Origin of the sequence: Cohnella ginsengisoli (genome assembly GCF_029525555.1) — a bacterium.
Taxonomy (GTDB): Bacteria; Bacillota; Bacilli; order Paenibacillales; family Paenibacillaceae; genus Cohnella; species Cohnella ginsengisoli.
The window spans coordinates 297,006-323,227 of the sequence record NZ_JAPDHZ010000006.1 but is presented as its reverse complement, the minus strand read 5'-3'; the positions used below and the strand labels follow the sequence as shown (position 1 = coordinate 323,227).

Annotated in this window: 23 protein-coding genes, 2 pseudogenes and 1 riboswitch; of the genes and pseudogenes, 10 read left to right on the top strand and 15 right to left on the bottom strand. The window is 62.4% G+C overall.

Annotated features, from left to right (window positions below; translation table 11 throughout):
- The first annotated feature begins 190 nt into the window (after positions 1-190).
- A riboswitch (cobalamin riboswitch) is annotated at positions 191-368 on the top strand.
- Between the two features lie 606 nt (positions 369-974).
- From OMP38_RS28025 to OMP38_RS27995, 7 genes are all read left to right on the top strand, one after another.
- Positions 975-1,868 (top strand): ABC transporter permease, encoded by an 894-nt coding sequence (locus tag OMP38_RS28025; protein ID WP_277568015.1) that lies wholly within the window; start codon positions 975-977, stop codon positions 1,866-1,868.
- Between the two features lie 4 nt (positions 1,869-1,872).
- Positions 1,873-2,769: a carbohydrate ABC transporter permease gene (locus OMP38_RS28020; protein ID WP_277568014.1), complete on the top strand. Its 897-nt coding sequence runs from the start codon at positions 1,873-1,875 to the stop codon at positions 2,767-2,769.
- 69 nt (positions 2,770-2,838) lie between these two features.
- Positions 2,839-4,140 (top strand): type 2 periplasmic-binding domain-containing protein, encoded by a 1,302-nt coding sequence (locus OMP38_RS28015; protein WP_277568013.1) that lies wholly within the window; start codon positions 2,839-2,841, stop codon positions 4,138-4,140.
- 508 nt (positions 4,141-4,648) lie between these two features.
- A complete protein-coding gene (locus OMP38_RS28010) occupies positions 4,649-6,439 on the top strand; it encodes a cache domain-containing sensor histidine kinase (protein ID WP_277568012.1) in 1,791 nt (596 codons plus the stop codon).
- On the top strand, positions 6,436-7,092 hold the full coding sequence (locus OMP38_RS28005) for a response regulator (RefSeq protein WP_277568011.1): 657 nt from the start codon (positions 6,436-6,438) through the stop codon (positions 7,090-7,092). The genes OMP38_RS28010 and OMP38_RS28005 overlap by 4 nt, the downstream gene beginning before the upstream one ends.
- Positions 6,983-8,047, top strand: coding sequence for a helix-turn-helix domain-containing protein (locus OMP38_RS28000; protein ID WP_277568010.1), 1,065 nt, complete (start codon positions 6,983-6,985; stop codon positions 8,045-8,047). The genes OMP38_RS28005 and OMP38_RS28000 overlap by 110 nt, the downstream gene beginning before the upstream one ends.
- A gap of 17 nt (positions 8,048-8,064) precedes the next feature.
- Positions 8,065-10,995, top strand: a complete 2,931-nt coding sequence (locus tag OMP38_RS27995; protein WP_277568009.1) for a glycoside hydrolase family 2 TIM barrel-domain containing protein — start codon at positions 8,065-8,067, stop codon at positions 10,993-10,995.
- Positions 10,996-11,153: 158 nt separating this feature from the next.
- Here OMP38_RS27995 and OMP38_RS27990 read toward each other — a convergent pair whose 3' ends face one another.
- Positions 11,154-11,504 carry a hypothetical protein gene (locus tag OMP38_RS27990; RefSeq protein WP_277568008.1) on the bottom strand — a complete coding sequence of 117 codons (351 nt, stop codon included), beginning with the start codon at positions 11,502-11,504 and terminating at the stop codon, positions 11,154-11,156.
- Entirely contained in the window at positions 11,452-11,886 is a 435-nt protein-coding gene (locus OMP38_RS27985; protein WP_277568398.1) for a DUF4405 domain-containing protein, read from the bottom strand. Before OMP38_RS27985 ends, OMP38_RS27990 begins: the two co-directional genes overlap by 53 nt.
- Here OMP38_RS27985 and OMP38_RS27980 point away from each other — a divergent pair.
- Positions 11,782-12,234, top strand: a complete 453-nt coding sequence (locus OMP38_RS27980; protein ID WP_277568421.1) for a hypothetical protein — start codon at positions 11,782-11,784, stop codon at positions 12,232-12,234. The two genes, OMP38_RS27985 and OMP38_RS27980, sit on opposite strands and share 105 nt — an antisense overlap.
- A gap of 46 nt (positions 12,235-12,280) precedes the next feature.
- On the opposite strand, the gene sigJ is transcribed toward OMP38_RS27980, so the two are convergent.
- The 3 genes from sigJ to OMP38_RS27965 are packed head-to-tail and all read right to left on the bottom strand — an operon-like array spanning position 12,281 to position 14,496.
- Positions 12,281-13,186 (bottom strand): RNA polymerase sigma factor SigJ, encoded by a 906-nt coding sequence (gene sigJ / locus OMP38_RS27975; RefSeq protein WP_277568007.1) that lies wholly within the window; start codon positions 13,184-13,186, stop codon positions 12,281-12,283.
- Positions 13,176-14,279: a phytoene desaturase family protein gene (locus OMP38_RS27970; protein WP_277568006.1), complete on the bottom strand. Its 1,104-nt coding sequence runs from the start codon at positions 14,277-14,279 to the stop codon at positions 13,176-13,178. The genes sigJ and OMP38_RS27970 overlap by 11 nt, the downstream gene beginning before the upstream one ends.
- A gap of 16 nt (positions 14,280-14,295) precedes the next feature.
- Positions 14,296-14,496 carry an FAD-dependent oxidoreductase gene (locus OMP38_RS27965; RefSeq protein WP_277568005.1) on the bottom strand — a complete coding sequence of 67 codons (201 nt, stop codon included), beginning with the start codon at positions 14,494-14,496 and terminating at the stop codon, positions 14,296-14,298.
- Positions 14,497-15,316: 820 nt separating this feature from the next.
- Here OMP38_RS27965 and OMP38_RS27960 point away from each other — a divergent pair.
- Positions 15,317-15,532 (top strand): phage tail protein, encoded by a 216-nt coding sequence (locus OMP38_RS27960; protein ID WP_338130678.1) that lies wholly within the window; start codon positions 15,317-15,319, stop codon positions 15,530-15,532.
- On the opposite strand, the gene OMP38_RS27955 is transcribed toward OMP38_RS27960, so the two are convergent.
- The 6 genes and pseudogenes from OMP38_RS27955 to OMP38_RS35210 form a co-directional block, all read right to left on the bottom strand.
- Positions 15,529-16,029, bottom strand: coding sequence for a GNAT family N-acetyltransferase (locus tag OMP38_RS27955; RefSeq protein WP_277568004.1), 501 nt, complete (start codon positions 16,027-16,029; stop codon positions 15,529-15,531). The two genes, OMP38_RS27960 and OMP38_RS27955, sit on opposite strands and share 4 nt — an antisense overlap.
- 20 nt (positions 16,030-16,049) lie before the next feature.
- Positions 16,050-17,051 (bottom strand): glutathione S-transferase family protein, encoded by a 1,002-nt coding sequence (locus tag OMP38_RS27950; protein WP_277568003.1) that lies wholly within the window; start codon positions 17,049-17,051, stop codon positions 16,050-16,052.
- 86 nt (positions 17,052-17,137) lie between these two features.
- Positions 17,138-18,244, bottom strand: a complete 1,107-nt coding sequence (locus OMP38_RS27945; RefSeq protein ID WP_277568002.1) for a mannosyltransferase YkcB-related protein — start codon at positions 18,242-18,244, stop codon at positions 17,138-17,140.
- Positions 18,245-18,587: 343 nt separating this feature from the next.
- Positions 18,588-19,412 (bottom strand): glycosyltransferase family 39 protein, encoded by an 825-nt coding sequence (locus OMP38_RS27940; protein ID WP_420869760.1) that lies wholly within the window; start codon positions 19,410-19,412, stop codon positions 18,588-18,590.
- Positions 19,413-19,725: 313 nt separating this feature from the next.
- Complete coding sequence (locus tag OMP38_RS27935; RefSeq protein WP_277568001.1) at positions 19,726-20,874, bottom strand: ABC transporter ATP-binding protein; 1,149 nt, start codon at positions 20,872-20,874, stop codon at positions 19,726-19,728.
- Between the two features lie 91 nt (positions 20,875-20,965).
- A pseudogene (locus OMP38_RS35210) lies at positions 20,966-21,238 on the bottom strand (ABC transporter ATP-binding protein); the annotation flags it as partial.
- On the opposite strand from OMP38_RS35210, the gene OMP38_RS27925 reads away from it, so the two are divergent.
- Positions 21,194-21,349, top strand: a complete 156-nt coding sequence (locus tag OMP38_RS27925; RefSeq protein WP_277567999.1) for a hypothetical protein — start codon at positions 21,194-21,196, stop codon at positions 21,347-21,349. The pseudogene OMP38_RS35210 and the gene OMP38_RS27925 sit on opposite strands and share 45 nt — an antisense overlap.
- A 222-nt stretch (positions 21,350-21,571) precedes the next feature.
- On the opposite strand, the gene OMP38_RS27920 is transcribed toward OMP38_RS27925, so the two are convergent.
- The 4 genes and pseudogenes from OMP38_RS27920 to OMP38_RS27905 form a co-directional block, all read right to left on the bottom strand.
- The gene (locus OMP38_RS27920; RefSeq protein ID WP_277567998.1) at positions 21,572-22,486 is read right to left on the bottom strand and encodes an aldolase; all 915 of its coding nucleotides are present in this window, start codon (positions 22,484-22,486) and stop codon (positions 21,572-21,574) included.
- Between the two features lie 91 nt (positions 22,487-22,577).
- Positions 22,578-22,715: a paeninodin family lasso peptide gene (locus OMP38_RS27915; protein ID WP_277567997.1), complete on the bottom strand. Its 138-nt coding sequence runs from the start codon at positions 22,713-22,715 to the stop codon at positions 22,578-22,580.
- A gap of 29 nt (positions 22,716-22,744) precedes the next feature.
- Positions 22,745-24,670: pseudogene (locus OMP38_RS27910) on the bottom strand (asparagine synthase-related protein).
- Positions 24,671-25,480: 810 nt separating this feature from the next.
- The gene (locus OMP38_RS27905) at positions 25,481-26,188 is read right to left on the bottom strand and encodes a tyrosine-protein phosphatase (protein WP_277567996.1); all 708 of its coding nucleotides are present in this window, start codon (positions 26,186-26,188) and stop codon (positions 25,481-25,483) included.
- Between the last annotated feature and the right edge of the window lie 34 nt (positions 26,189-26,222).

The following is a 26,222-nucleotide window of genomic DNA, read 5'->3' as shown; positions in this document are numbered from 1 at the left end:
TCTCCGCTCTCGCGACCAACGCGGCTTGTCTGGATTATAGTCGGAATCTTCTTTGCTCAGCTTCGTCTTGATCGTGCTCTTGTTACGGACGTTAAAGATGCTGTTTACTGGAAGGCTGCTCGACGGAAAATCCTAAAGCGGCGCAGCGCGAGATAGACAAACAGCGAGCATACGTACATGATCGTAATAATTGAATAGACCAAGTCAAGGTGCAATGTAAATACGGACATTGCTTAATAGGGAAGTCCGGTGCAAATCCGGCGCGGTCCCGCCACTGTAAATGAAGAGGGAGCCACTGGCGCAAGCCGGGAAGGACTAGGGGAGCGATGACGCATAGCCAGGAGCCCTGCCTTGACTTGTCGTTCACCTCCAGAATAGCGCAAAATTACGCTATGCTCGCGCCCACGCCCCTCTTCCGCTACCCCGCCGCTCACCTGACACTCCAAATAGCCCAAAATTGCGCTATGCTCGCGCCCACGCCCCTCTCCCGCAACCCCGTCGCTCACGTGACACTCCAAAATAGCGCAAAATTGGGCTATTCTCTCACTCACTCCCCCGCTCGCAACCCCGCCGCTCACGTGACATTTCAAAATAACGCAAAATTGCGCTATTCTCGCGCCCACGCCCCTCTCCCGGTACCTCGCCGCTCACGTGACACTCCAAAATAACGCAAAATTGCGCTATTCTCGCGCCCACGCCCCTCTCCCGCTCCCCCCGCCGCTCACGTGACACTCCAAAATAGCGCAAAATTGGGCTATTCTCGCACCCATGCCCCTCTCCCGCTCCCCCGCCGCTCACCTGACACTCCAAATAGCCCAAAATTGCGCTATTCGCGCACCGTGCCTCTCTCACACTCCCCCCGCAGTTCCCCGCCCACCGCCTCATCTCCCAATCAAAACGATAGAAATCCAATCGCCGTCTCGTGGATGCGCTTACCCTCCACCCTTTATGATGAATTCATAAGGAGGATGGCCATGTACGCTAAGTTTTACAAACATCGTTGGCAATACTTGATGATCCTGCCGAGCGTCGTGCTGCTGTTCCTGTTCAGCTATATGCCGATGGCCGGCATTCTGGTCGCCTTCCGCGACTTTCAGATCGGGACGTCCATCTGGAGCGCGCCGTGGGTCGGGCTCGACAACTTCGCCTTCCTGCACGAGCCTCAGTTCTGGACGGTCGTGCGGAATACGCTGTACATCTCCGTGCTGAAGTTTATCTTCGGCTTCCCGGCGCCGATCCTGCTGGCGCTGCTGATCAACGAGGTGACGCATTCCACCTACAAGCGGTTCGTGCAGTCGGTCAGCTACCTGCCCCACTTCTTCTCCTGGATCGTGGTCGCCTACATGCTGCAGTCGTTCCTGACGCTGGACGGCGGGCTCGTCAACCAGCTGATCGGCAAAGCCGGCGGGGACCCGGTGTTCTTCCTGGGCTCGACCGAGTGGTTCCGGCCGATCATCGTCGGCAGCGGGCTGTGGAAGGAGACCGGCTGGAATACGATCCTCTATCTCGCGGCGATCACGACGATCGACCCGCAGCTGTACGAAGCGGCCAAGGTGGAGGGCGCGGGCAAGATGGCGCAGATCCGGCATATCACGATCCCCGGCATCCTGCCGACGATCTCTATCGTGCTGATCCTCAGCATCCCTAGCCTCATCAACGTCGGGATGGATCAGATCTATCCGCTGATGAACTCGGCCAACATGGAGGTCTCGGACGTGCTCGATACGTACGTGCTGCGAAGCGGGCTGCAGCAGGGCTACTTCGGGATGTCGACCGCAGTCGGGCTGCTTTCCTCCGTCATCGGTCTCGTGCTCGTCCTCGGGACGAATCAGCTGTCGCGCAGAATAAACGGCGAAGGATTGTGGTGAGACGATGAGAAAGAATTCCGCGGAAAAAGTTGCCTACGGCTTCATCGTCGCCCTTCTGGCATTATTGTGTATAAGCGTCGTATACCCGTTCCTGTACATGCTGGCCATCTCGCTCAACGACGGCGCGGACGCGGCCCGGGGCGGCGTCTACGTCTGGCCGCGCAGCTTCACGACGATCAACTACGAGATCGTGCTCGGCAACGAGGTCATCCGGCATTCGTACCTGATCACGATCGGCAGAACGGTGCTCGGCACGGTCCTCGGACTGTTCGTCACCCTGCTCGCGGCGTATGGCCTGTCGTACAGGAACCTGCCGCTTCGTTCGGCGATTCTCGCCTACGTCCTGATTACGATGCTGTTCAACGGCGGGCTCGTCCCGTTCTACATTCAGCTCAACAACATGCACCTGCTCGACACCTTCTGGGTGTTCATCTTCCCCGGCCTGTTCTCGGCCTGGAACATGTTCGTCATGCTGAAGTTCATCCAGGGCATCCCGGAGGCGCTCATCGAGTCCGCCGAGCTGGACGGCGCCGGCCCGCTGCGGACGCTGCTGCAGATCGTCATGCCGCTGTCCAAGCCGATGCTCGCCGCGCTGGGCCTGTTCACGGCGGTCGGACACTGGAACGATTGGTTCTCGGGCGCGTTCTACGTGACCTCCCAGTCGCTCATCCCGGTGCAGACGTTCCTTCAGCAGCTGCTGTCGGCGTCGGATCTGTCGGCCGTGCTCGGCTCCAATTCGAACCAGGAAGCGCTCGCCCGCAGCGCCGAGATGCAAAATATTACGCTCATGTCGATCAAGATGGCCGTCGTCATGGTGAGCGCGCTGCCGATCCTGTGCGTCTATCCGTTCCTGCAGAAGTATTTCGTCAAGGGCGTGCTCATCGGTTCGGTCAAAGGCTAGACTTGTATCTCCCGCCGGGTATACGCAAGATGTTCATATACCAATACCACACAGAATAGGGGAAATCGAATGCGCTCCATCAAGAAGGGCAAGGGAACGGTCGCGCTGTCGCTGGCGGCCATGCTCGCCGTGCTCGCAGGCTGCTCCGGCAACGGCGGCAACAATGCGAACGCCGGCTCCGAAGCCGCGGGCACGCAGTCCGCACAGGCATCCGCATCCGCAACGGCATCCGCCAGCCAGGCTTCGGGCGATCCGCTCGCGTTCAAGCTGTGGCTGGGCTGGACGGCCACGATTAACAACGACAGCCTCGTGCAGAAGTACTGGCGGGAAAAAGAGCCCGGCGTCGACGTGAAGCTCGAGGCGACCCAGGGCGACGCGCTGACGGCGCTGAACCTCAATATTAATACGGGCGGCTTCGACGACGCCGCGATTTTCAGCCGCAACGATACGGTCAAGAGCGCGATGGGCCGCTCCAACCAGATCCAGTCGCTCGAGCAGTACTTCGACATGCCGGACAAATACCCGGGCCTCGCCTCCATTCCGAAGCAGTATCTGGAGCGGATGAAGGACAAGGACGGACATATCTGGTCCATCCCGGCCTGGTTCGACCAGAATCCGAACGATCCGTGGCCGGGCTGGTCCTCCCTGGCCTGGACGGTGCGCACGGACGTCGTCGAGAAGGCGGGCATGAAGCTCGAAGACCTGTCCACGCTGGACGGCGTCGAGACGTTCCTGAAGAAGGCCGCCGAGCAGAAGGACGCCTCCGGCAAAGCGCTGCTCCCGATGTCGTTCCTGATGGATACGAACGATACGGCGGGCTGGAACGACGAGAACGCCATCCTGACCGCCTTCGGCGTGTCGACTTCCGGCAAGGGCGTCGCGAAGAAAGGCGACGACTTCGTATTTACGTTCGACGATCCGCAGTACAAGGCCGCCTACCAGTGGATGAACAAGCTGTATCGGGAGAAGCTGATCGATCCCGAAGTCGTCACGGACAAGAAGGAACGGTACAAGGAGAAGAACAAGTCCGGCCGCGTCGCGCTTAACGTGGGCAGCTTCTTCAATATCGACACGTCGCTGTGGGAGACGCTCGACGGTCCGACGGAGCCGGGCTGGTACTATCAGGTCATCCCGTTCCCTAAGGTTCCCGGCGTCGATCAGGTCGGCACCAACCAGGTCGTCAATCCGTATCCGGGCTATGACGTCTACATCAGCAAAAAAGACGAAAAATCTCGACGCGATCCTGAAGTTCTTCGATTATACGCTGGCGCCGAAGCCGGAGCAGCAGCAGGTCATCAACGAAGGCCCTGCCGGCCTTTATTGGGACTGGATCGATCAACCGCTTGGAAAGTGGAAATACATCGACGATAATTATAAGGCCGACCGCAACTCGGGCGACGTCGCCCGCAAAGCCAAGGTCACGCCGGAGCTGTACATGACCTCCTCCTACAACAATAAGTGGTATCCGTGGTGGAACAGCGAGGTCGACAAAGCCGGCGCGGCCAAGACGCCGGCGTTCACCGAGGCCGTCGGCAAGATGGGCGGCGTGCGCGCGGCGCACAATTACGACCTGCTGACGCCGAAGGAAGGCGGCACCTGGGAGAAGTACGCGCCCGAGATCGAGAATCTTCGCAAGGAATACCGCGCGAAGCTGCTCATGTCCAAGGACGACGCGCAGTTCGAGTCGACCTGGAAGGCGTTCCGGGACGCGCTGGAGAAGCGCGCGCACTGGAGCGAGATGAAGGCCGAATGGCTGGAGACGTACAAAGCGGACGTCGCGGCGAACGGCGAATTTTAAACGAAGCAGGAGCAGCCCTTCGGGGGTGCTCCCTTTGCCTTTATTCAGGCGCGAAGTGAATTCGGGGACGGGGGGAACGGCATGAAGTTCGGACAATCGTTGGAGAGATCGATCATTCGGGCGACCAGGTCCATGAATATGCGGGGCAAGATCGTCCTTCTCTACGGATTGATCGTCTTCATCCCCACCGTCCTGCTGGCGCTGGGCGCGGGCTACCTGACGTTTCACAACGTGCGGTCCAACTACCTGCTCACCATCAAGGAAGCGGTCCGGCAGACCGCGCAGAGCATCGATTTTCGCAAACAGACCTACGATCTGCTCGCGACGCGGACGGCGACGGACGGCGAGCTGATCTCCCGGCTGTCCCGGAATTACGCGGACATGGCGGAGCAGCTCGAGACGGTGAAGTACGTGGACCGCTCCTTCCTGTTCACCGCCAAATACTTGCCCGGCATCGAGGACTTCCGCATCTATCATACGAACGGTACGCTGGTGCAGGACGGCGGGCTGCTGTGGAAGCCCGAGGACCGGACGCTCGCCGGCATGCCCGAGCGCGACTGGTACGAGCGGACGATCGGCGATCCGGGCATCCTCAGCTGGACCAACGCCCAAGACGACGCGCGCAAGCTCGTCGTGTCCCGCAAGATCATGGACGGCTACGGCCGCGCACACGGCGCGATCTACCTGCTCCTCGATTATAACGACGTGTTCGCGGAGCCGCTCGATCACCCCTTTAACGGGGCGGGCGACCTGTATATCGTCGACCAGGACGCGCGGATCATCGCCTCCTCCGAGACCGCCGCGATCGGCGCGGATCTCTCCGCCTCCTCGCTGGACCGCTACTGGGGTCATGCGAACCAGGTGAACGACGCCATCGCCGGCAAGGTGCTGATCGTGCAGCGGATCGCCGGCGGCTGGTCGGTCGCCGCGCTCGTGCATATCGAACAGTTGGAAAAGCAGTCCAAGCGAATCTACTACGCGGTCGGCGTCGGCATCGCCTTCTTCCTGCTGCTGTCCGTCTTCCTGATCACCGCCGTCGTCAAGAACGTCGTCTGGCGCATCCGCAAGCTCGGCAGCCGCATGACGGACATCTCGCAGGGGGTGTTCGAGGTCACCGTCAAGAACAGGGACCGCGACGAGCTCGGCGAGCTCGAGGTGCTGTTCAACTCGATGTCGGGCCGGCTCGGCCGGCTGGTCGAGGAAAACACGCAAGCGAACCTCAAGGAGCGGGAGCAGTCGTTCAAGGCGCTGCAGGCGCAGATCAATCCTCACTTTATCTACAACTCGCTGAGCCTGATCCGCTGGCGCGCGATGGACCTGCAGGACGAGACGCAATTGCGGACGATCGACGCGCTGACGACCTTTTACCGGCTGGCGCTTAACAACCGCGTGAACGTGACGCGCATCCGCGACGAAGTCGGACATCTCAAGGCGTACCTGGAGATTCAGCAGCTGCGCTACCCGGACCGCGTCCAGGTGGCTTGGGAGATCGACGAGGATGCGCTCGAGCTGTATACGATCAAGCTGCTGCTGCAGCCGATCGTCGAGAATGGCTATCTGCACGGCGGCATCACGAAGCGTCCGGGCGCGCTCATCCACATCGCCGTCCGGCGCGAAGGACAGTCCGTTCGCTTCCTCGTCCAGGACAACGGGAAAGGCATGACGGCAGACGTGCTGGAGCGGGTGCGCGCCGGCGACTACGAAGGCACGAACAACGGATTCGGGATGAACAACATCCGCGAGCGGCTGCGCCTGTACTTCGGCGAGGAGGGCCGCCTCGATATTGATAGCGCCCCTGACGAAGGAACGTCCGTCTCGATCCTGATTCCCGTCTGCGAGGAACGGCCCGAATTGAAGCGAGGTGAAGGATGATGATACAGGCATTGATCGTGGACGACGAGCCGCTGCATATCCAGGGACTCGTGCGCCACGTCGGCTGGGAGCGGCTCGGCTACGCGCCGCCGCTGACCGCCGAATCCGGCGAGGAAGCGCTCGAGATCCTGGCCGATGCGGACGTCGACGTGCTGATCACGGACGTCTCGATGCCCGGCATGACCGGGATCGAGCTGCTCGCCAAGTGCAGGTCGGACTATCCGAAGCTCCAGTCGCTCCACACGCTCATGATCAGCGGCTTCGACGAGTTCGAATTCGTACAGGAGGCCATTCATCTGGGCGCCAAGGCGTATGTGCTCAAGCCGATCCGCACGGAGGAGATCGAGGAGAAGCTGGCCGCCTTCCGCACGGCGATCGAGAAGCGCGAGCAGATCGAACGGGAGACCCGGGCGCTCCAGGACAAGCTCACCGGCAGCCTCGACGTGCTGCAGGACCGGTTCGTGAACGATCTGATCGAGGGGCGCTCCGAAGACGCGGAGCTGATGGATTCCTGGCGACGGCTGCTGGATCTCCCCCGAGACGGTGCGTCACATTCGGCTCATCCTCTTCAAGTTCGATCGCCAGGAGCGGGGCGCGGCTGCCGATGCGCGGCAGCGGATCCTGCTCGCGGACGGTCTGTGGAAGGCCGTTAAAATCGGGCTGGCCGGCTGGGAAGGGACGTACGTCGGCAAGACGGGCGCGAGCGAGACGGCGGTCGTTCATCTGAACGCGATGCCCGTCGACCGGGCCGGCATGGAGAAGCAGCTCCAGTTCATGCAGGAGATCATCCGCGAGCAGTACGACGCGTCGGTCACGATCGGCGTCAGCCGGGATGGCGACGGCTGGGAGGAAGTCCCGCCGCTGTACAAGGAAGCGAAGCATATGCTGGCCAAGGCCCGCCTGGGCGGCGGGGGCCGCATCCTCTACTTCGACCGGGCCGAGGCGGAGGAATACCGCGATTACCTGCTCAAGGAAGAAGAAGTGCCGGAGATCATCCGGCTGCTCGAGCGGGGCGAGGACGACCAGGCGCGCGTCATGTTCGACCTGGCGTTCGAGCGGCTGCTGGCGCGACAGCCCGTGTCCTTCTCGTACTTGCAGGCGTTCGGTATGGGGATCATCAGCGAGCTGGCGAAGATCGGCTCCGGCAAGGACGACGGCCCGGACAACGCCAACATCCTCGTCTGGCAGCGGCTGATCGACTGTACGGGCGCGGACGAGGTGCGGGAGGCGGTACTCGACTACATGGCGCGGTTCAGCCGGTCGATCAAGCGCGAGGACGCCGCGCCGCAGCACAATCTGATCCGCAGGATCGCGGACTATATCGCGGCGCATCTGCAGGACCCGATGACGGTCAAGCAGCTGGCGGAGCAGTTCCATCTGAACGCGAGCTACCTTAGCGTCCTGTTCAAGAAGGAGACCGGCCGTACGATCTCGGATTATGTCCAGGACGCGCGCATGACACGGGCGAAGGAACTCTTGCGGGACCCGAACGTCAAGATTTACGAAGTCGCCGCGCAGGTCGGCTTCCAGACCGCAGCGTACTTCACGTACTTATTCAAAAAGGTCGTAGGGCAGACGCCCCAGGAATATCGCGACTATGCCAAATAATCAGCAGAGGTGATCGCTTGTTAACGACAATCGACCTGTCCGGGTCATGGAACGTCCAACTGGATGCGGGAAAAAGCGGGCTGCGGCTGCCGTTCGAGGATACGATGATACTCCCGGGCACAACCTCCCACGCGCGAAAAGGGCCGCGGAACGAAGCGGTCGAAACGGGCCATCTGACGGACGAATACAAGTTCGAGGGCTGGGCCTGGTTCTCGCGGGAGGTGGACGTTCCCGAGACGGCTGCCGGCGGCTCGGTCTTCCTGTACCTCGAACGGACGCGGATGACGACCGTGTGGATCGACGGCCGGGAGGCGGGCGGGCGCGACAGTCTCGGCACGCCGCACTTGTACGAACTGACAGGCTTGCTTGGGCCGGGCAGGCATACGCTTACGGTCCGCGTCGACAACACGGACTATCCGACCAAGGGCGGCCATCTGACGTCGCCGGATACGCAGACCAACTGGAACGGGATCACCGGCCGGATCGAGCTGCGGCTTGCGGCGGCGACGCATCTGCGCGACGTTCAGGTGTATCCGGACGTCGCGGATCGGTCGTTCGTCGTGCGCGCGGATTGGGTCGGCCGCGGCGCGACGCGGCTCGCGGTCTCGGCGGCCGGCTTCAACGGGCACGGCCATGCCGCTGCGGAGCGGATTTACGACTTGGACGGTGGCGGCGGCGGCAGTGACGACGGTAGCGGCAGCGATGGCAGCAGCGACGGCGGCAGTAGCGGCGGCAGCAGTGACGACGGCGAAAACGCCTTCTTGACCTCCTCTGCCTCCGTCCGATACGCGCTTAGCGATGACGCCCGGCTGTGGAGCGATGCGGAGCCTTATCTATATCTTCTCTCCGTCCGACTGCTGGACGCGAACGGCGAGACGCTGGACGCGCGCGAGATCGTCGCAGGGCTGCGCGAGTTCAAGGCGGACGGGGACAAGTTCGCGATCAACGGGGTCCGCACGTTTTTGCGGGGCAAGCACGACGGCCTTATTTTTCCGCTGACCGGCTTCGCGCCGACCTCCGTCGACGAATGGCTGCGCATTCTGGGCATCGCCAAGTCCTACGGGATCAACCACTATCGCTTCCATACGTGCTGCCCGCCGGAAGCCGCGTTCGAGGCAGCCGACCGGCTCGGCATCTTCATGGAGCCGGAGCTGCCGTTCTGGGGCACCGTCACGGACGAAGGCGACGCGAATCACGACCAGGCGCAGCAGGACTATCTCGTCCGCGAAGGCTTCGCCATGCTGGACGCCTTCGGCAATCATCCGTCGTTCGTCATGATGTCGCTCGGCAACGAGCTCTGGGGGAGCAAAGCTCGGCTGGATGCGATCCTGGCAGCCTACAAAGCCCATGACGACCGCCATCTATACGCGCAGGGCTGCAACAACTTTCAGTTCGCGCCGGCCATCTTGCCGAACGACGACTTCTACGTCGGCGTCCGGTTCGCGCGGAACCGCCTGTTCCGCGGCTCGTACGCGATGTGCGACGCGCCGCTCGGCCACGTCCAGACGGACCGGCCCGGCACGCGCAAGGACTACGACGCGCAGATCGTGCCGCCGGCGAGCGGCGAACGGGCGAACGCGGGCACGGGCAGCGGGGCCGACAAAGACGGCAAGGGCGAAGGAGCCATCCAGATCCAGTTCGGCACGGGCACCAAGACCGTGCAGGCGGATGCCGCGGGCGAAGCGCTCGTGCCGAAAATCCCCGTCGTCTCGCACGAGATCGGGCAGTACGCGATGTATCCGCGCTACGACGAGATCGCCAAGTACACGGGCTCGCTGAAGGCGCGCAACCTGGAAACGTTCAGGGAACGGCTGGAGGCCAAAGGGCTGGGGCATCTGGCTAACCGGTACTTCGAGGCTTCGGGACGGCTGGCCGTGGCCTGCTACAAAGAAGAGCTCGAGGCCGCTTTCCGCTCGCGGCGGCTCGCCGGCTTCCAACTGCTCGACCTGCAGGACTTCAGCGGCCAAGGCACGGCGCTCGTCGGCATCCTCGACGCCTTCATGGACAGCAAGGGGCTCGTGGCGCCAGAGGAATGGCGCAGCTACTGCTCCGATGCGGTGCTGCTCGCGCGGTTCGACAAGTACAACTATACCGCAGGGGAGCGCTTCGACGCGCATGTCGAGCTTGCCTACTACCGGCGGGCGCCGCTCGACCGCATCGAGCTCCGCTGGGAGCTGGCGGCCGGGGACCGCGTGCTCGCCGCCGGCAGCGCGGACGCGACGGCGCAGGCGGGCGAAGCCTATATCGACATCGCGGACCTGAGTCTCGAGCTGCCTGACTTGGCGGCGATGACCAAGGTCGTCTTGAGCCTCGAGATCGCAGGGACGGACATTCGCAAGACGTACGAGCTGTGGATTTATCCGCGCGAAACGGATTGGGACCCTGCGATTGCGGGCGTTCACGTCGCGGATTCGCTGTCGGACGGAACGCTGCGCCTGCTGGAACAAGGGGAACGCGTGCTGCTCCTGCTGAAGCCGGAAGACGCGAAGCGCAGCATCGAGGGTACGTACTGCACGGACTTCTGGTGCTACCCGATGTTCCGCTCCATCTCCGAGAGCATGAACAAGCCGGTACCGGTCGGCACCCACGGCCTGCTCATCGAGCGAGAGCACCCCGCGCTCGCGAACTTCCCGAGCGAGACGCATTCGACCTATCCCTGGTGGAGCCTGGTCCAGCATTCCCGGTCCTTCATTCTCGACGATCTCCCTTCGGCGCTCGCGCCGATCGTACGGACCATCGACAACATCGAGCGCAACCACAACCTGGGTTTCCTGTTCGAATGCCGCGTTCTGAACGGCAGCCTGCTCGTCTGCGCGCTCGACGCCGGGCAAGCCGCGGACACGCCGGAGGGCCGGCAGTTCCTGACCAGCCTCGCCCGCTACGTCCGGTCCGACGCGTTCGCGCCGCAGGTCGAGGTGTCGGTCGCGGACTTGCGCAACCTGCTGTAGTTGCGCCTTTTCATTCGTCTTGCGCAAGCAGGCATGCGCCGCCGCGCTATCGCGTATTTTTGCGCGGTAGCGCGGCCGATTGCGGGCGCCGATAAACGTAAAGGGGCTGCCCCAAGTCGCCGATCGGACTTGGGACAGCCTCTCCTTGCGTCTATGGCTCAGGATTCGGCGGTCGGACTCGGCTTCGCCCGCGGCCGCGCCGGCTTTTTGCGGGGGATCAGCTTGTTCAGGTAGTGGGCGAGGATGACGAATACGCCCATCATGCCCAGGTAGGTCGCCAGCACGTTCAGCGGGTTCGCGCTCTCGCCGCGTCCGCCCTCCCGTCCGCCCTCGCCGGGACGGCCGCCGCGGAAGGCTTGCGGCGCCGTCATGCCGCTCGTGCCGTCGAAGCTGCCGGTACCGGCGCTGTTATTGCCGTCGATGTTGCCGGTGCCGGCGCTGCTGCTGCCATCAGTGCTATCGCCATTGACGCCTTTGTCGGCGCTGGGGTTGCCCGCGTTGTCCGTCATGCCATCCGCGTCCGGCCGAAAACCCCGGTCGCCTCTTCCTTCCATGCCGAATCCCTTCTCCATGCCGCCTGGACCGCCCTGCACGGAGGCGCTGCCGAACGCCGAACCGACGCTGGACAGACGCTGGACGTAGCTCGTCTGGGTCATCTCGTAAATACCGAACGCCAAGACGGCGACCATCGCCAGCTTGAGCGCGACGCCGAACGCGCGGGACGAAGAGCTGCGGCCGGCCATCTTTTTTGACCATGTTCATGACCCAATTCCAGTGGAGCCCGACGTGAACGCCGACGATCGCGAGGACCAGGAACGACACGCTGATATGCGTCACCTTGAACCACATCTCGTTGCCGACCGCGACTTGCGGAAAGACGATGCGGGAGATGACGATCCCGCTAACGATGATGAACGTCATGGAAATCAAGAGCAGCAGGTTCAGTCCGTACTCGAATCTCGTTTTCCAGGGCAGCTTGCGGTCGAGCATCTTCGTCGTGACGCGTTTGACCCAGCCTGCGTTCAACAGGACGTGCACGATAAAGGCAACCCCGATACCGAGACCGGCCATCTCGTGAAAGGACAAGCCTCCGAGCACTCTATCGTTGAACAGCAGCACAAAGGTGACCGCCATGAGCAAATCCAACGCAAATTTAAAAAATTGCTTTTTCATCTCATCCTCGTCCCATCTCTTGAGAAGTTATCCCGATCATACTCGGGACAACTTAATAGAAGATGAGCCTTGGCTGATCGTTCGCTGAATGTTGAACGCGCCCCGCCTACCGTTATCCCAGGTTCAGATGCTTCAGCTTATCCGGATTGCGCAGGAGGTACATCTCCCGGACGCGATCGCCCTTGAACGCCAGGCTGACGAGCGTCGGAAACGGCTCAAGCGGGCTGGTCAGCCAGAAGCCGAGCTGCCCATTGATCTTGACGAGACGCACTTCTCCCTGGCCGTGGCCCTTCGACACGAGTCCCTGAATGAACGCCAGGACGCGCGGGCTCGACGTAATCGGCCTGACCGCGGCCATAACCTTGCCGCCGCCGTCGCTGTACAGCACGATGTCGTCGGCGAGCATCGCCAGAAGCCCCTTCATGTCGCCCGAAGCCGTCGCATGGAGAAAACGGAGCACGAGCTGTTCGCCCCTATCGCTGGGGACCGGCTCGGAGATCGGCTCTTCCTGGATTTTGCGCTTGAGACGGCTATAAATTTTGCGGCATCCGATCTCCGTCTTGCCCACGAAGTCCGCGATGTCGCGATAGTCGTACTCGAAGGCTTCGCGGAGAATGAACACCGCGCGTTCGATCGGCGTTAACCGGTCGAGCAGAACGAGGAAGGCGTAAGATATCGTATCCTGAAGCACGACCGTTTGGAGCGGGTCATGTCCAGCCGGGGAGCCTTGGCCCACCGAATAATTCTCTACGAGCGGCTCGGGCAGCCACGGTCCGACGTAGACCTCCCTTTTCCGGCGTGCGGACTTCAGGGCGTCGAGACAGCGATTCGTGACGATTTTGCACAAATACGCCTTTAAATTGAGGATCGGTCCTCCTCCTTGGCCCGTATCCTGCTGCTGAACCGTGACGAAGGCATCCTGGACGAGATCCTCGGCCTGCGCGACCGAGCCCAGCATGCGATACGCGAGAGATAGAAGCAGCGGTCTGTACGTCCGGTACGCGGCATCAAGCTCCACGATGCATCCCTTCCTTGACTGTGTCCTTACCGGCAATTATACATCGGGCCGCCTCTCTGGCGCTCGCCAAAGATGCGTTCAGCAGCATGCCCGACGTTCCGACCCAGTCTCCCGCCACATATAGTCCCGGCCTACCCTCGACGGCCGGCCCCGGTCTGCCGGAGAAGCCGCCGCTGCTCGCTTCTACGACGGCATGCGAGACGAGCATCCGCGGCAGGAAGCGGCGCTGCACGACATGCCGGCGCCAGCCCGGTTGGATGAGGTCGAGGAATCCCTCCAGCTCCCGTTCGTCCTGCAGGGCGTCCGTCTCCTTCGATACCGGCAAATACTTCATGACGTGCACGACTTCGCGCGCGGGATGGTCGGATAGCGCGGACGCGGCCGAATGGTTGGAGTAATACCAAGGCTCGTCTGCGCCCAGCACGAACCGGGTTTTGGGCTGCGGCATGCCGGACACGACGAGATCCAGGCATGCGGCCCGAACCGGGGTCAGCCGCTCGTACAGGGCGGCTTCGGCAGGCGTCAACGCGGGGTTGAGCAGGCCCAGCGTCTCGGCCGGCCCGGCTGTCGAGATCACGTGGCGGGCAGACAGCCGCGTCCCGTCCTTCAGCTCGACCGTCATGCGGGGGGCGCTGCCTCCGATCTCCCGCACGGGCGAACGCGTGCGAATCGACGCGCCGGCCTGCAGCGCTTGCTCCGCGAGCCGGTTCACGATCGACTGCCAGCCGCCGTCCACGTACATGACCTGGGCCTGGCTAAGCTGCTCGACGACGGCGCCGGCGCTCAGCAGATGAGGGGCATGGCAATACGTAGCTAAGCGCACGAGCGCGAGCACGGCGCTGCGCACGCGCGGACTGCCGAGCTCCGATTCCAAGTAGGCCTGCAGGCTGACCTTCTGCAGGGCGGCAGCATCGGTCTTGCGGAGCTTCGCGTAAAAACGGAGAAGCTGCGTTTTCTCGTGCCACTTCAGAAACGTGCCGAGCAAGAGCTGCCCGAGCGGGAGCGCCTTGTACCCCCCGCCCGCTTGCTTGAATACGAACGCGCCTGACGTCTTGGGCGTGCCTCCCGCCGGTTCGACGCCGACCTCGCGCAAGATCGGCAGCGCGCTTTTATACAGCGCATGGCCCCCCCATGTTGACGCGCGACTCCGCGATCTCGTTCGATGCCGCGCGCCCCCCCAGGCCCGCGCCTTTGTCGAGCACCAATACGCTTCGGCCCGCCCGCGCCAAGTAGATCGAAGCCGTCAAGCCGGCGACGCCTCCTCCGATGATGACGACGTCCCATTCCTTTTGATCGCCAATTTCCGACATGCTTGATCCATCCTCTCCGGTCTGATGCCAACATGACGATCGAGGAATCGGATCTGTGACACGGCGCTCCGTTTTTTTCAAACGCGATCGAAAGCATACATTTTTGAAGCCGTCCATACATTCTAATGAAACGGCCAACGCACGGAATACTGGGGGTATAACGGTGTATTTGAGCAAAAAAGGCCATCTTGATTATGGCAGGCATTCTGGTTCTGCTGCTCTCGGGCGCGAGCGTCTACGCGGCCGCGGCCGCGACTTCGAACAAAGCGACGAGCACGATCTACGCCTGCGCCAAAAACGACGGGCAACTTCGAATCGTCGCCAAAAGCGCGTTGTGCAAAAAAACCGAAAAGGCGATCTCCTGGAATGTAGTGGGTCCTAAAGGGGATAAGGGCGATACTGGCGCTGCCGGACCGGCGGGCCAGAAGGGAGCGAAGGGCGATACCGGCGCGACTGGCGCGACCGGACCGCAGGGGCTTCAAGGCGCGAAGGGCGACACGGGTGCAACTGGACCGCAAGGGGCGAAAGGCGATACGGGTGCCGCAGGTGCCACAGGGGCGAATGGGCCGCAGGGGCCTCAAGGCGCGAAGGGCGATATCGGTCCTGCCGGCGCGAAAGGCGACACGGGTGCTACCGGCGTGGCCGGGCCGCAGGGTGCGAAAGGCGAGAAAGGCGACACGGGACCCGCCGGCGCGACCGGACCGCAAGGCCCCCAAGGGCCACCGGGAGCCCCGGCGCTTCCGGCCCGAAATTCGGAGATCCGTTCATCGCCGACGGATCGGCGGGCGAAGGCGGGAGCTCGGCCGGCTACATCGGAGAAGTGTGGCTGTTCGCGGGCAATTTCGCCCCCGCCGGCACCCACGTATGCGACGGCGCGCTGCTGTCGATCGCGCAGAATACCCCGCTGTTCGCGCTAATCGGCACCCAGTACGGCGGAGACGGGAAAACGACCTTCGCGCTGCCGGATCTGCAAGATTACGCGCCGGCGGGCGTCAGCTACGTCATTAACCTGACGGGCATTTTCCCGCCCCGCTAAAGGTTCAGCCGGAACGCCATGACCGTAATGCCGTCGTCCGCAGGCTGAAAATCGTACTGCGGAAGCCGCTCGAATCCCAGCTTCTCGTACAGCTGGCGCGCATCCTTCATGAACTCGCCGGTGTGCAGGCCGACGGCCCGGCTGCCGGATTCGCGGGCGCGGCGAATACATTCGGCGATCAGCGCCGAGGCCGCGCCCTTGCCGCGGTGCGCCGGAGCTACCGCCAGCATGCGGATCTCCGGATAGTCCTGCTTGTCGGCATGGCCGTCATAGGCATCCGTATTCGCGGGAAACAGCACGACGCTGCCTGCGATCTGTCCATCCGCTTCGGCAACGATCAGTTCAGCGCCGGGCTGCGCGTCCGCTTCCGAGCCGATCGCCCGCGCCAGCGCCCGCCAATGGCCGTCCGGGATCGACTGCGCGTGCTCTCGATAAGCATCCAACCGCTGCTCCCGGATAAAGGCCCGCTCTTCCGGCGCGGCATCGCGTATTTGCATCTTTTTCGACTCCTCCCGATTCATTCGCGTATGAGGAACTTCTCTTCCTTGCCGCTTAGCCGCTGCCGGCCGTGAGGGCTCTCCCAGACCGCGAGGTCGGGTCCCTTCGGCAGAATGTTCACTTCCTGCTTGTCCGTCGCGATGGTGATCGACAGATGATAGTGGCGCTTGATCGCGTCAAAATCGGTCGTGTCCCCGAACCCCGGGGTCTGATACAGGTCGCGGGCGTAACCCCATAAATGCTCGAACTCGCGAAGCAAATTGCGGTTGGTCCGGAACGCCGTGTAGTACGCCGCATCGAACCGGGCGAGCGTCGTATAGAGCCGCACGTCGGAGTCCGTGATGAAGTCCCCGTTCAGGAAACGGCTGCGCGACAGGCGCTGCTCCAGCTCGTCCAAACGCGCGAACAACGTGTCGTAGGCCGCGTCGTAGGCTTCCTGGGAATGGGCGAAGCCGCATTTGTATACGCCGTTGTTGATGTCGTGGAAGATGACCTCGTTCAAAGCGTCGATCTGCTCGCGCAAAGCCTTGGGATACAAATCCGGGGCTTTCGGTTTGTGAAAAGGCGCCCAGACGGTCTCGAAGTAGTTGGTGAGCTTGAAATAATCGTTGTTCGCCACCGCTCGCTTCTGTACATCCACGACGACCGGCACGGTCGGCCGGCCGCTGTAGTCCGGGTCCGTCTTCAGGTAGATCTCGCTGATATACCGGACGCCAAGCACGGGGTCGACGCCGTCCGGATCGAGCGAAAATTCCCAATCGACGCGCGGCAGCCTCGGCCGCATCGGGCTCACGGTCCCCAGGCTGATCGCTTCCTCGAGCCCGAGCACGCGGCGGACGATGACGGACCGGTGCGCCCACGGGCAGGCTGCGGACCAGAGCAGGCGATACCTTCCCGCTTCGACGGGCAGCTCGCCCGCCCGATCGCCGAACGGCGCGACGAAGCGGTTCGTCTGACGTTTGAACGAACCGTCCTTCGTAATCTCGGCCGGCTTGCTGCCGGCTTGTTCGTTTGCGGACATGGGCTTCATTCCTTTACTGGAGGATGGTAGCTTCATTGTAGCCGATCCGGGCCGAAAAGGCTCGTAAGCCGTATAACGCCGGGTCGTCAGGCGCTTACGCCGTCAACGACATACAACGTCGCGCCGCCTCCGAATCCGCCGATCCCGTCGATCGCCCGGCCTTCGCCGGTATCGGACTGCAAGGCGCCGCCGTTCGACGAAGACTGCCATTCGGAAGCGGGAATCGCCTTGCCGTGCTCCTGAATCCATTGCGTGACCTCGGCGTTCCCTCCGCGGCCGCCGCCCCCGCCCATGCCTCCGCCGCCGATCAGGAAGTACTTCACTTCGCCTTTGGCCACCAACGCTTGCAGCTTCTCGGGCGTGTAGACCTGATCCGAGCCGTTGAATCCGTTCAAAATGACGACCGACTCGCCTTTGTCGACCATGTACGGCGCGGCCGTACCGTAGTCGGATACCGCGAGCAAATATTTCTGACCCGTATTGTGCGCCTTCAAATAGGCGTACAGCCCCTCGTCCAAGCTGCCGGTCGATTCGCCGCCGCCCTGCCCGCGCCCCGAGAAGCCGCCGCCCTGCGGTCCGCCCGCCTCGCGGGACGAGCTCGGGCCGACGATCGGCGTCATGCTGCTCACGCCGTACGTGATCGGCGTCAGCGCCCAATACACGGGGCCGACCAGCAGCGTCAGCAATCCTGCGATCGCCCATATGCGGGCAGGGCGCAGGTTTTCCCTCGTCCTCCAGACGATCAGGAGCGCCGTCGCGATCACGCCGGCGAGTCCGATGCCCGCAGCCCATCCGCCGCCGATCGTCGCGTCGTACGGATGAACGATGTACCAGGCGAATACCGTCGTGGCCAAGATCGCCGCGGGGAGCAGCCAAGACGTCCATCCCGCCCGATCCCTGTATGCCCGCCACATCTCGACGAATCCCGCTCCCGTCAACGCGGCGATCGGAGGCGCGAGCATGATCAGATAGTATTGGTGGAAAAAGCCCGCGACGCTGAAGAAGGCCGCTGCGGGAAGCAGCCAGGCAAGCCAGAAAATCGTCTCCTTGTGCTTGTCGGTCCACTTTCGCCTGCGGATGCTGCCGAGCAGGCCGATCGCGCCGATGACCGCGAACGGAATGAGCCAACTGGCCTGGTCGGACAGAGACGCTTGGAACAAGCGCAGCGGTCCGGCTTGGCCCGTCCCGAACATGCCGCCGCTGCGGCCGCCGTTAGCGCCGTTTGGGCCGCCGAATCCGCCTGCGCCGCCCTCCTGCCGGAAGCCGCCGCCAAACCCGCCTGCGCCGCCGCCCTGCGGGGCACCCTGGAAGCCGCCGCGGTCCTGCTGGCCGGATGCCTGGTCTTGGCCTGGCGCCGCGTTTTGGCCCGGCGCCTGATTTTGTCCGTTCCCTTGGTCCTGAGTAGGCGCCTGGTTCTGGCTCGTTCCTTGGTTCTGGTTCGTGCCTTGGTTCTGGCTCGTGCCTTGGTCTTGGCCCGTCCCTTGGGCCTGTCCGAACCGTGGGCCCTGACCGTCCGCCGAAAAACCGCCGCCGTTTCTAAAGTTCGTCGCGCCTCCCCCCGCCCTGGCCGCGGTCGCCCGTCAGCCGGGACACGCCGTTGTAGCCGAACGCCAGATTGAGCACGGAATTCGTGCCGCTGCTGCCGATATAAGGCCGTTTGTCCGCGGGGATCGCGTCGACGACGACCGCCCACGATACCGAGATGGCCAGCATGAGCGCCGTAGCGCCTGCGAGTACGCCCGTTCTCTTTTTCCAGGAAGGGCCGGACGCGATCCAATAGAACAAGTAAAAGGCCGGAAGCACCATGTATGCCTGCAGCATCTTCATATTAAAGGCGACGCCGATGAGCGCGAACGCGCCTATCACGCTCCACGCGCTTCTTTTTCGCACGCCCCGGAAAAGCAGAGCCGCAGCGAGAAGCAGCGCGAATACGAGCATGCTGTCGATGTTGTTCGTCCGGCTGACGGCCACCGCGATCGGCGTGCAGGCCATGACGAGAGCGCCGACTCGCGCCGCGGTGACGCCGAAGGTCGGCTTGACGAGTTTGTACGCGAGGATCACGGAGCCGATGCCGGCCAGCGCCTGAGGCAGGATGACGCTCCAGCCGTGAAGTCCGAAGAGCTTGGCGCTGATCGTCTGGATCCAGAATACGACAGGCGGCTTGTCTACGGTGACCGAGCCTGCGGAATCGAGAGAAACATAGAAAAAATTGTGCAGGTTCTCCATCATCGCCGCGACTGCGGTCGTATAGTAGGTATTCGCATACTTATCCGTCCAGATGTCGTAGCCGTTCAAAAACGCGGACAGCACGACAATAAGCAGCAGAGGAATATCGATTTTCGCCTTTGCGGGAGCTTTCATTTGCAGGCCTCTCCTTTTTTTAACGATCACATCCTTTAACTATGGACATTGAAGCTAAGCCGTACATTAAAACTAACTGAATGTTTTCTGAGAATGCGACGGCGCAGCGGGGGCCAGGCGCCTTCGCTGCGGGCCGACGGCAAAAATAAGCGCTAAAAGCAGCTATTTTCACCCGTTGCACGCACTCTGGCTGAAATAACGCAAAAGCGCAGCTATTTTCCCGAGACGGGGTCCATTTTTCGCCCGCGGCCGAGATTAGCTGCACTTTTGCATTTATGTGTTCGTTTTTCCGCAGACTGAAGCGTGATCCCCGCTACCCGCTCGCCTTGGCCTGATAGGACAGCAGCTTCCCGAACAAGCCGTCTTGCTCCTCCGAGAGCTGCGTGTACCCTCCATTCTGAACGATCGTCCCGTTGTCCAGCACGATGATTTGGTCCGCGCCGCGGATCGTGGACAAGCGATGGGCGATGACGATCAGGGTCATCCTGCCCCGCAGCCGCTCCAGCGCTTCCTGAATGCCGGCTTCGCGCTCGCTGTCCAGCGCGCTCGTCGCTTCGTCCAGCACGAGGACGGACGGATTGCGCAGAATCGCACGGGCAAGAACGATGCGCTGCCGTTCGCCGCCGGAGAGGCGAACCCCACGGTCCCCCAGTATGGTATCGAGCCCTTCCGGCAATCTTTTAACAAACGCGTCCGCCGCCGCGAAACGCAGCGCTTCCCACATCCGCTCCTCGCTGGCGTCCGGGGCGGCGATCGCCAGATTGTCCCTCACGCTCTCGTGGAACAGGAAGGGATCCTGCGAGACGTAGCTGACCGACCGCCTCAATTCATATGCTTCGCCCGCGCCGAGCGGCTTGCCGTCCACGAGCACTTGCCCGCGCTCGGGCTGCACGAGTCCGATCAGAAGGTCGATCAAGGTGCTCTTCCCCGCGCCCGACCGGCCGACGACGGCCGTCATCCGATGCGCCGGGATACGCAGATTCACGGCTTGCAGGGCATACGTCTCCTGCTCGCGGTCATATCGGTAGTACACGTCCCGCAGCTCGAAGCCCTGCGCGACTTGAACGGCGCCGCCTTCCGCAAGCCGGAGCGGCTCAGGCTCCCGGGCGGCCTCGGACGCCTGCTGCAGCTCCCGCAAATGCCGGAAGGCGGGAACCGTCTGGCCGATCTGCTCCAGGTTGGACTGCAGCGCCGAAAACTTCGGCCACAGCCGCGAAAAAACGAGAACGATAAAAACGAGCGTCTCGGCTTGAACATGGAGCACCGCGAAGGCGAAATAAACGAAGACGGCGATAAGGACGCTCGCCGCGGCTTTGTAATGGAACTGGGAGGCGGACTGCAGTCTGGTGAATTGAACGAGGTTGCCTTCCAGCCGGTCGCACAGGGCGCGGAACCAGGACAAATGCTGCTGTTCCATCCGGTTGCCCTTGATGTCCTTGATGCCGTTGAAGTGGTCGGTCATCCCCCCCCACGTAGCGCTGCATCAGCTCGGTCGTGTCCTTCCCGATCTCCCTCGACTTCCTCACCTGGGACCGGGAGTACGCGGCGAGCGCCAGCCCGCATAGCAAGACGGCCAGGGTGAGCGGCGCGGACAGCCACAAGGCAAAGCCGATCTGAATCAGCGTGAACAGCAAAGTCGTGGCGAGCCGCAGGCACATGAACACACCGAAGCTCACCCGGGGCAGCTCGATCGTTGCATGATGGATAAAGTCCGACCTTCTCCTTTTCAGAAAAAAAGCCCAGTTCGATTGCAGCAAGCCTTGATAGAGGTCAAGCCTCAGATGACGGATAAAGCCCTGCTCGAGTTCGGCGCTCAGGTTGGACAGCAGACGCTGCAGCAGTCCCTGGCCGAGCAGCAGGGTCAGGAAAACGGCGAGCACGGCGGGCAGCCTCAGATCGGCGGGCAAGCGTTGAAGCGGCTCCACCGCGGCGGATAGCAGCGGGATGCCGCCCGAAGACGCGTCCATCAGTCCGATCAGCCCGAGCATCGGGGCCAACAGGAAAATGCCGATGCCCTCCAGCATGCTGACGACGATCGTCCCTGCCAGATTCGCATACAGCTTGGGCCCCGCAAACGCGCGTAGCTTTTTGAGATAGAAGAGCACGGGGGCGACGTCCAGCTTCCCTTCGCCCTTCACCCCTGCATGACCTGCTCTCCTTCAAGTACGGTACGCAGCACCGCGTCGGCCATCTTCGGCGCCGAAAATCCGCCGCCAGGCCGCTGCAAGCGGTACACGTCGATCCGGCTCGCCATCCCGGTCACTGTCGAAAAATGCCATTGGTCCCCCGCCAATCGCGAAGCCAAAAAAAGGCCGGTACGTATGGATCCGCAGGAGCGCCAGCTTTGCGAGCGCCTGACAGCGCGTGAGCGCCACCTCGTCCTCGTCCGTCCGCGACAGCTCGAACACGCCCGCCAACGGCACGGCATCGACGGAAAATCCGGACGTAACGGGTATGGCATACTTGGACAGATACAGATGGCGATAACGATCGGACTGCAAGCCCAGCTGTTCGATGCTCTCCTGCCACAGCTTCTGCTGCGGATAGGCCGGCATGACGACCGGCGTGCCGCCGTCCGCGCCGCCGGACGCCACCGCGATCACGTCGTCGGTCAGCAGCCGATAGCCGCGGCTTCGGAACGCGGCAGCCAGCGTCGACTTTCCCGCGCCGGACTCTCCGATAAAAGCATAAGCGCGCCCGTCGACGACGACGGCGCTGCCATGAAGCGGAAGCGTCCGGCGCTGCATCAGGATCGCGCCCATGCACGTGCCGAGCAAGTAAAGGCGAAGGCGCTCGTCCTCGGCGCCGGCCAGGGGCGACACGATAATCTGCCTCCCGCCGCGAATGGCGTAGACGGCCACCTCGGGCACGTAAAATAAAAACCGGTCTTCCTCGAACGCATAAAAATCGTCCTCGACATCCGCTGCGCGCCAGTCTTTCGACAAGTCCCCGAGCCTGATCTCGACGTCCGCCCCGCCGATCCGCGCGGTCGTCACGAGCTCCGGCAGGTTGATCTCGCTGGATATATGAAGGCCGAATGCCTGGTACATGGTCGGCGTGATCGTATTCCTCATAGAAAATGCACCTACCTCTCCCTCTCGCATGCGTCGAACAAGGGCCCTATACATCCTGGATGCATGAGGACCCTTGAACATTTCGATCTAATTAAGAAGCCTCCGGGGCATGAGGATGGCCGTTGTTCGTTCCTTTGCCGTTGCGGTCCGGGTACAGGCCGTTCGGTCCACCGAACGTCTGGTTGACGTCGAGCACCTCAAGCGTTGGCTGGTTCCATTCTTGCTTCATCTGGTCTCACCTCCTTTCAAGCGGGATCGTCAGGCGCTGTGCCGGAGAAACCGATATACGATCAGGCTCTGCATCAGCAATCTGGCGTGCCGGTCGAAGGCGCGGTCGGGACGAGGCGGATGGCCCAGCTCGGCCAGCGAGCCGCGAACCTGCTCTATGTTCAGCAGCCGCGAGGCCCGAGGATCGTCGCACAGCCGCCGCAGCTCCGCCGACATCTCGTCCCACGCAGGGAGCACGCGATGGATCCAGTCCGCCCCCCTGCACGCCCCGGACGCGCTGATTCAACCGAACGGAATCAGGCAGATAGCCGGCGGACGCCCGCCGGACGAGCGCGCGGTCCATCCCGTCCTGCACGTACTGTTCGACCGGCACGGACAGGCAGAACCGGACGACCCGCGGATCGCAGGTCGGGTCTCTCTCCCTGACGGCGTACCGCAGCGACAGCTTGGTCGACGACGTTCCCTGATGGTTCAGGATCGACAGGTTGTCGAACTGATACGTCCGGGCTTCGAATTCGTCCATCCAGGCGTCCGTCAATCCGACGTCGTGGCCCTTCAGCCTGTCGAATACGCCGGTGCGCGCCGCCAGCTCCGGGTGGATCAGCAGCGGGATACCCGCCAGCGGCTTCGGCGTCGGCTTGGCGAACGCCATTTTGCCGATGTAGGGAAGGAGCAGCGACCGGCCGACGCTGACGTTTCTGCCGTACTGCGCCAGCTCGCGATACAGCCGCACCCAACGCAGCCGGCGCAGGAGCAGCGCATAATAGTCCATCGCCGGCCCCCAAGAGATGGAGTAGTTGCCGTTGCCGCCATGCAGCAGGACGCCGACGTCCTGCTCGCTCGCTTGCGCGAGAATGCCCTTGAACCAGTAAGAATTTTCAAAAAATTTGTAGGGCGCTTCCACCAAATCGATCAGATCGTCGATCTCTTCGAAGGAGTTCCGGTTCGCGAAGTCCATATAGGTGTGCGATACAGCGCCTACGTGGTCCACGATGTCCTGGATGTACGGCGTCTCGTCGGCCGCCATGCTCCGCGGGGTCCAGTCCTTGAAGTCCGGGCGCGGGACATAGCTGTATGTATGCAGCGTCTTGCCTTGCTCGCGCAGCGGCGCTGCCGCGAAGCTGACGACGGCCCCCGAGTCCAGCCCCCCCGCTTAGGCTCGCGCCGACGTTCCGGCACGTCCGAAGCTTCGAGACGACGGCTTCCCTGAACACCTCGCGAAACGCTTCCTCGTATTCGCCGCTCGTCCTTAGCTTCAGCTTCGGCACCGCAGCCGCCAAGGAGCCGTAGCGTCGGACCTTCAGGCTGCCCTGTTCGAAGGTAAAGGCGTGCGCAGGCGGAATCTGGCCGATCTGGCGGTACACCGTGGAGCGAACGTCGATCGTGTCCAGGATGATCGGGATCGCCAGAAACTCGGCCAGCCAGGACTCGTCCAGCTCGCGGCCGACGCCGGGCAGCGCGAGCAGCGGGTTCATCACCGTGCAGAACGCGAATTGCTCCCGCCGATGGACGTAATACAGCGTTCGGCTGCCTGCCAGATCCCTGGCCCCGAACAAGCGGCGTCTCCGTTCGTCCCACAGGACGAAGGCGAAGTCGCCGATCAGGTAGTTCGGCGCTTCCTCTCCCCCACTTGCGGTACGCCGCCAGGATCAGGTCGCCGTCCGTCATCCCCTGCCGGCGGGCATGCTCGACCTGCAGCCGGCCGAAAAGCTCCTCCCGGTTGTCGATGATCGCGTCCGCGGCGATGACGAGCGTTTGTCCTTCCTCGCGGCAGGGCTGCCGGTCATGCACCGACTCGGGCGTGAACCACTGCGCATGGCAGCCCATGAAGATCTGCCGGTCATGCCAGGTACGCACGTGATGGGCCGGATACTTCTCCAACGCCTTCATCATCAGGCCCGCCGATTCAATGGAAACTGGCTCCTGCTCGTTTAGCAACCCGGCTATAGCGCTCATAGTTCTCCTATCTTGGACGTGGTAGCGTTTTCTTTGGGCCTGATTATATCAATTTCGACTTATGAATGTTGTCGCTTTTTGTCTTGGGGCTTATTATATCAACTTCGACAAAAATGCAAATGCCGCGGGAGGAGTAGCCGGGGATAGCGGAAAGTAGTACGGGCAAGCAAAAGGAGCGGTTCGGCAGCGATTACCGTCCCGCCCCTTTCAATATATTCCCAGCGTTCGGGCTTCGAAAAAGACGGTTATTTCACTTTCCGAATCCGGATCCGATACATCCATAGACCGGCGACCAACCGCAGCTTATCGCAACTAAAGAGAATATCGATAACTTGGATCGTTCGATCGAAAGTCGCCCGATAGCTGTCAAAAGGCATTTAATTCTACTCGTACTCGGCCGCCTGCCCCGAATAGTTGTTAAAAGGCCGTTATTTGCTTGCATATGATCTCATATCGCCTTCATCCCACGAATTAACTGCCTTTTAACACTTATCGCTTCTATGGTTGGGAGATTGGCAAAAATAGCAGCCTTTCAGCAACTATTCCACTGCAGAAGTTGGCAGAGTATCGCCACAAAGTCACTTTGCAACGACTCATTTCGCAGCCTGGAAGGCGTCATCGGCATAAAAGACAGCACGGGCGACACCTCGATGCTCAAGACGCTGACGCGGGCAACATCGCGTCCGATACGCTGCGGCTGCCGATGAGTCCGATCTCGCAGTCGCTGCGCGAGGAGCTGGAGGCCTTGCTGCGGGTGTAATAAGAAATCGCCGGGGCGGTATGCCCCGGCGATGCATCCCAAGCTGCGCGTCAGCCGGCCAGGATGCTGCGCATTCGCGCATCCAGCTCCGCTCTCGCCTGCGCGCCGGCCACTTCCTCGAAGATGGCCATGCCCGCGCCGAGATTCGGCTTCCGGTTCACGTTGTGCGCGTCGGTCGCGAGCGTGTGCGCATGTCCGGCCGCAATGAGCGCGCGCCCGTACCGCTGCGCCTCCGGTCCGAAATTGCCGACGAGACTGTCCGCCGACACCTGCGTCCATAGACCGAGCTCAATCAGCTGCGGCAGCAGCTCCGGGTCGTCCCTGAAGAACGGATGCCGCTCCGGATGCGCCATTACCGGCGTCACGCCCGCATCCAGCAGCCGCTGCACGATCTCCGGCGTCGCCGGGTCGTAGCCGCTCCAGCGCTGCTCGAACAGCAGATGCGTACCCCTCCGGCCGAGCCGGGCGTAAGAGCGATTCCTCGTGTGCTCGTCGAAAAACGCCGCGCTCACCAGCTGAACCTCGTTGCCCGGATGCAGCCGGATATCGATCCCTTGCCTGTCCAGCTCGCGCTCCAGCTCCTCCAGCTTGCGGTGCACGACGTCCGACACGGTGAGGTACAAGCCGTTGAAGTGAGGCGTCACGACGATATCCCGTATGCCATCCTCATAGGCGATCCGCGCCATCGCCACGGATTCGTCCAGATCCTTCGCGCCGTCATCCACGCCATGCAAGATGTGGCAGTGTATATCGATCATGTCTGCACCTCCCTTGTGTTTTTCCTATGTTAGC

Coding starts and splice junctions, on each gene's coding strand:
- OMP38_RS28005 (WP_277568011.1), top strand. CDS start 6,436: ATGATGATACAGGCATTGATCGTGGACGACGAGCCGCTGCATATCCAG.
- OMP38_RS27990 (WP_277568008.1), bottom strand. CDS start 11,504: ATGACGGACAACGCGGGCAACCCCAGCGCCGACAAAGGCGTCAATGGC.
- OMP38_RS28025 (WP_277568015.1), top strand. CDS start 975: ATGTACGCTAAGTTTTACAAACATCGTTGGCAATACTTGATGATCCTG.
- OMP38_RS27915 (WP_277567997.1), bottom strand. CDS start 22,715: ATGAAGCAAGAATGGAACCAGCCAACGCTTGAGGTGCTCGACGTCAAC.
- OMP38_RS28010 (WP_277568012.1), top strand. CDS start 4,649: ATGAAGTTCGGACAATCGTTGGAGAGATCGATCATTCGGGCGACCAGG.
- OMP38_RS27965 (WP_277568005.1), bottom strand. CDS start 14,496: ATGTCGGAAATTGGCGATCAAAAGGAATGGGACGTCGTCATCATCGGA.
- OMP38_RS27905 (WP_277567996.1), bottom strand. CDS start 26,188: ATGATCGATATACACTGCCACATCTTGCATGGCGTGGATGACGGCGCG.
- OMP38_RS27935 (WP_277568001.1), bottom strand. CDS start 20,874: ATGACCGACCACTTCAACGGCATCAAGGACATCAAGGGCAACCGGATG.
- OMP38_RS27925 (WP_277567999.1), top strand. CDS start 21,194: ATGACGGATAAAGCCCTGCTCGAGTTCGGCGCTCAGGTTGGACAGCAG.
- OMP38_RS27920 (WP_277567998.1), bottom strand. CDS start 22,486: ATGAGGAATACGATCACGCCGACCATGTACCAGGCATTCGGCCTTCAT.
- OMP38_RS28015 (WP_277568013.1), top strand. CDS start 2,839: ATGCGCTCCATCAAGAAGGGCAAGGGAACGGTCGCGCTGTCGCTGGCG.
- OMP38_RS27950 (WP_277568003.1), bottom strand. CDS start 17,051: ATGTCCGCAAACGAACAAGCCGGCAGCAAGCCGGCCGAGATTACGAAG.
- OMP38_RS28020 (WP_277568014.1), top strand. CDS start 1,873: ATGAGAAAGAATTCCGCGGAAAAAGTTGCCTACGGCTTCATCGTCGCC.
- OMP38_RS27955 (WP_277568004.1), bottom strand. CDS start 16,029: ATGCAAATACGCGATGCCGCGCCGGAAGAGCGGGCCTTTATCCGGGAG.
- OMP38_RS27945 (WP_277568002.1), bottom strand. CDS start 18,244: ATGTTCGGGACGGGCCAAGCCGGACCGCTGCGCTTGTTCCAAGCGTCT.
- OMP38_RS27940 (WP_420869760.1), bottom strand. CDS start 19,412: ATGAAAGCTCCCGCAAAGGCGAAAATCGATATTCCTCTGCTGCTTATT.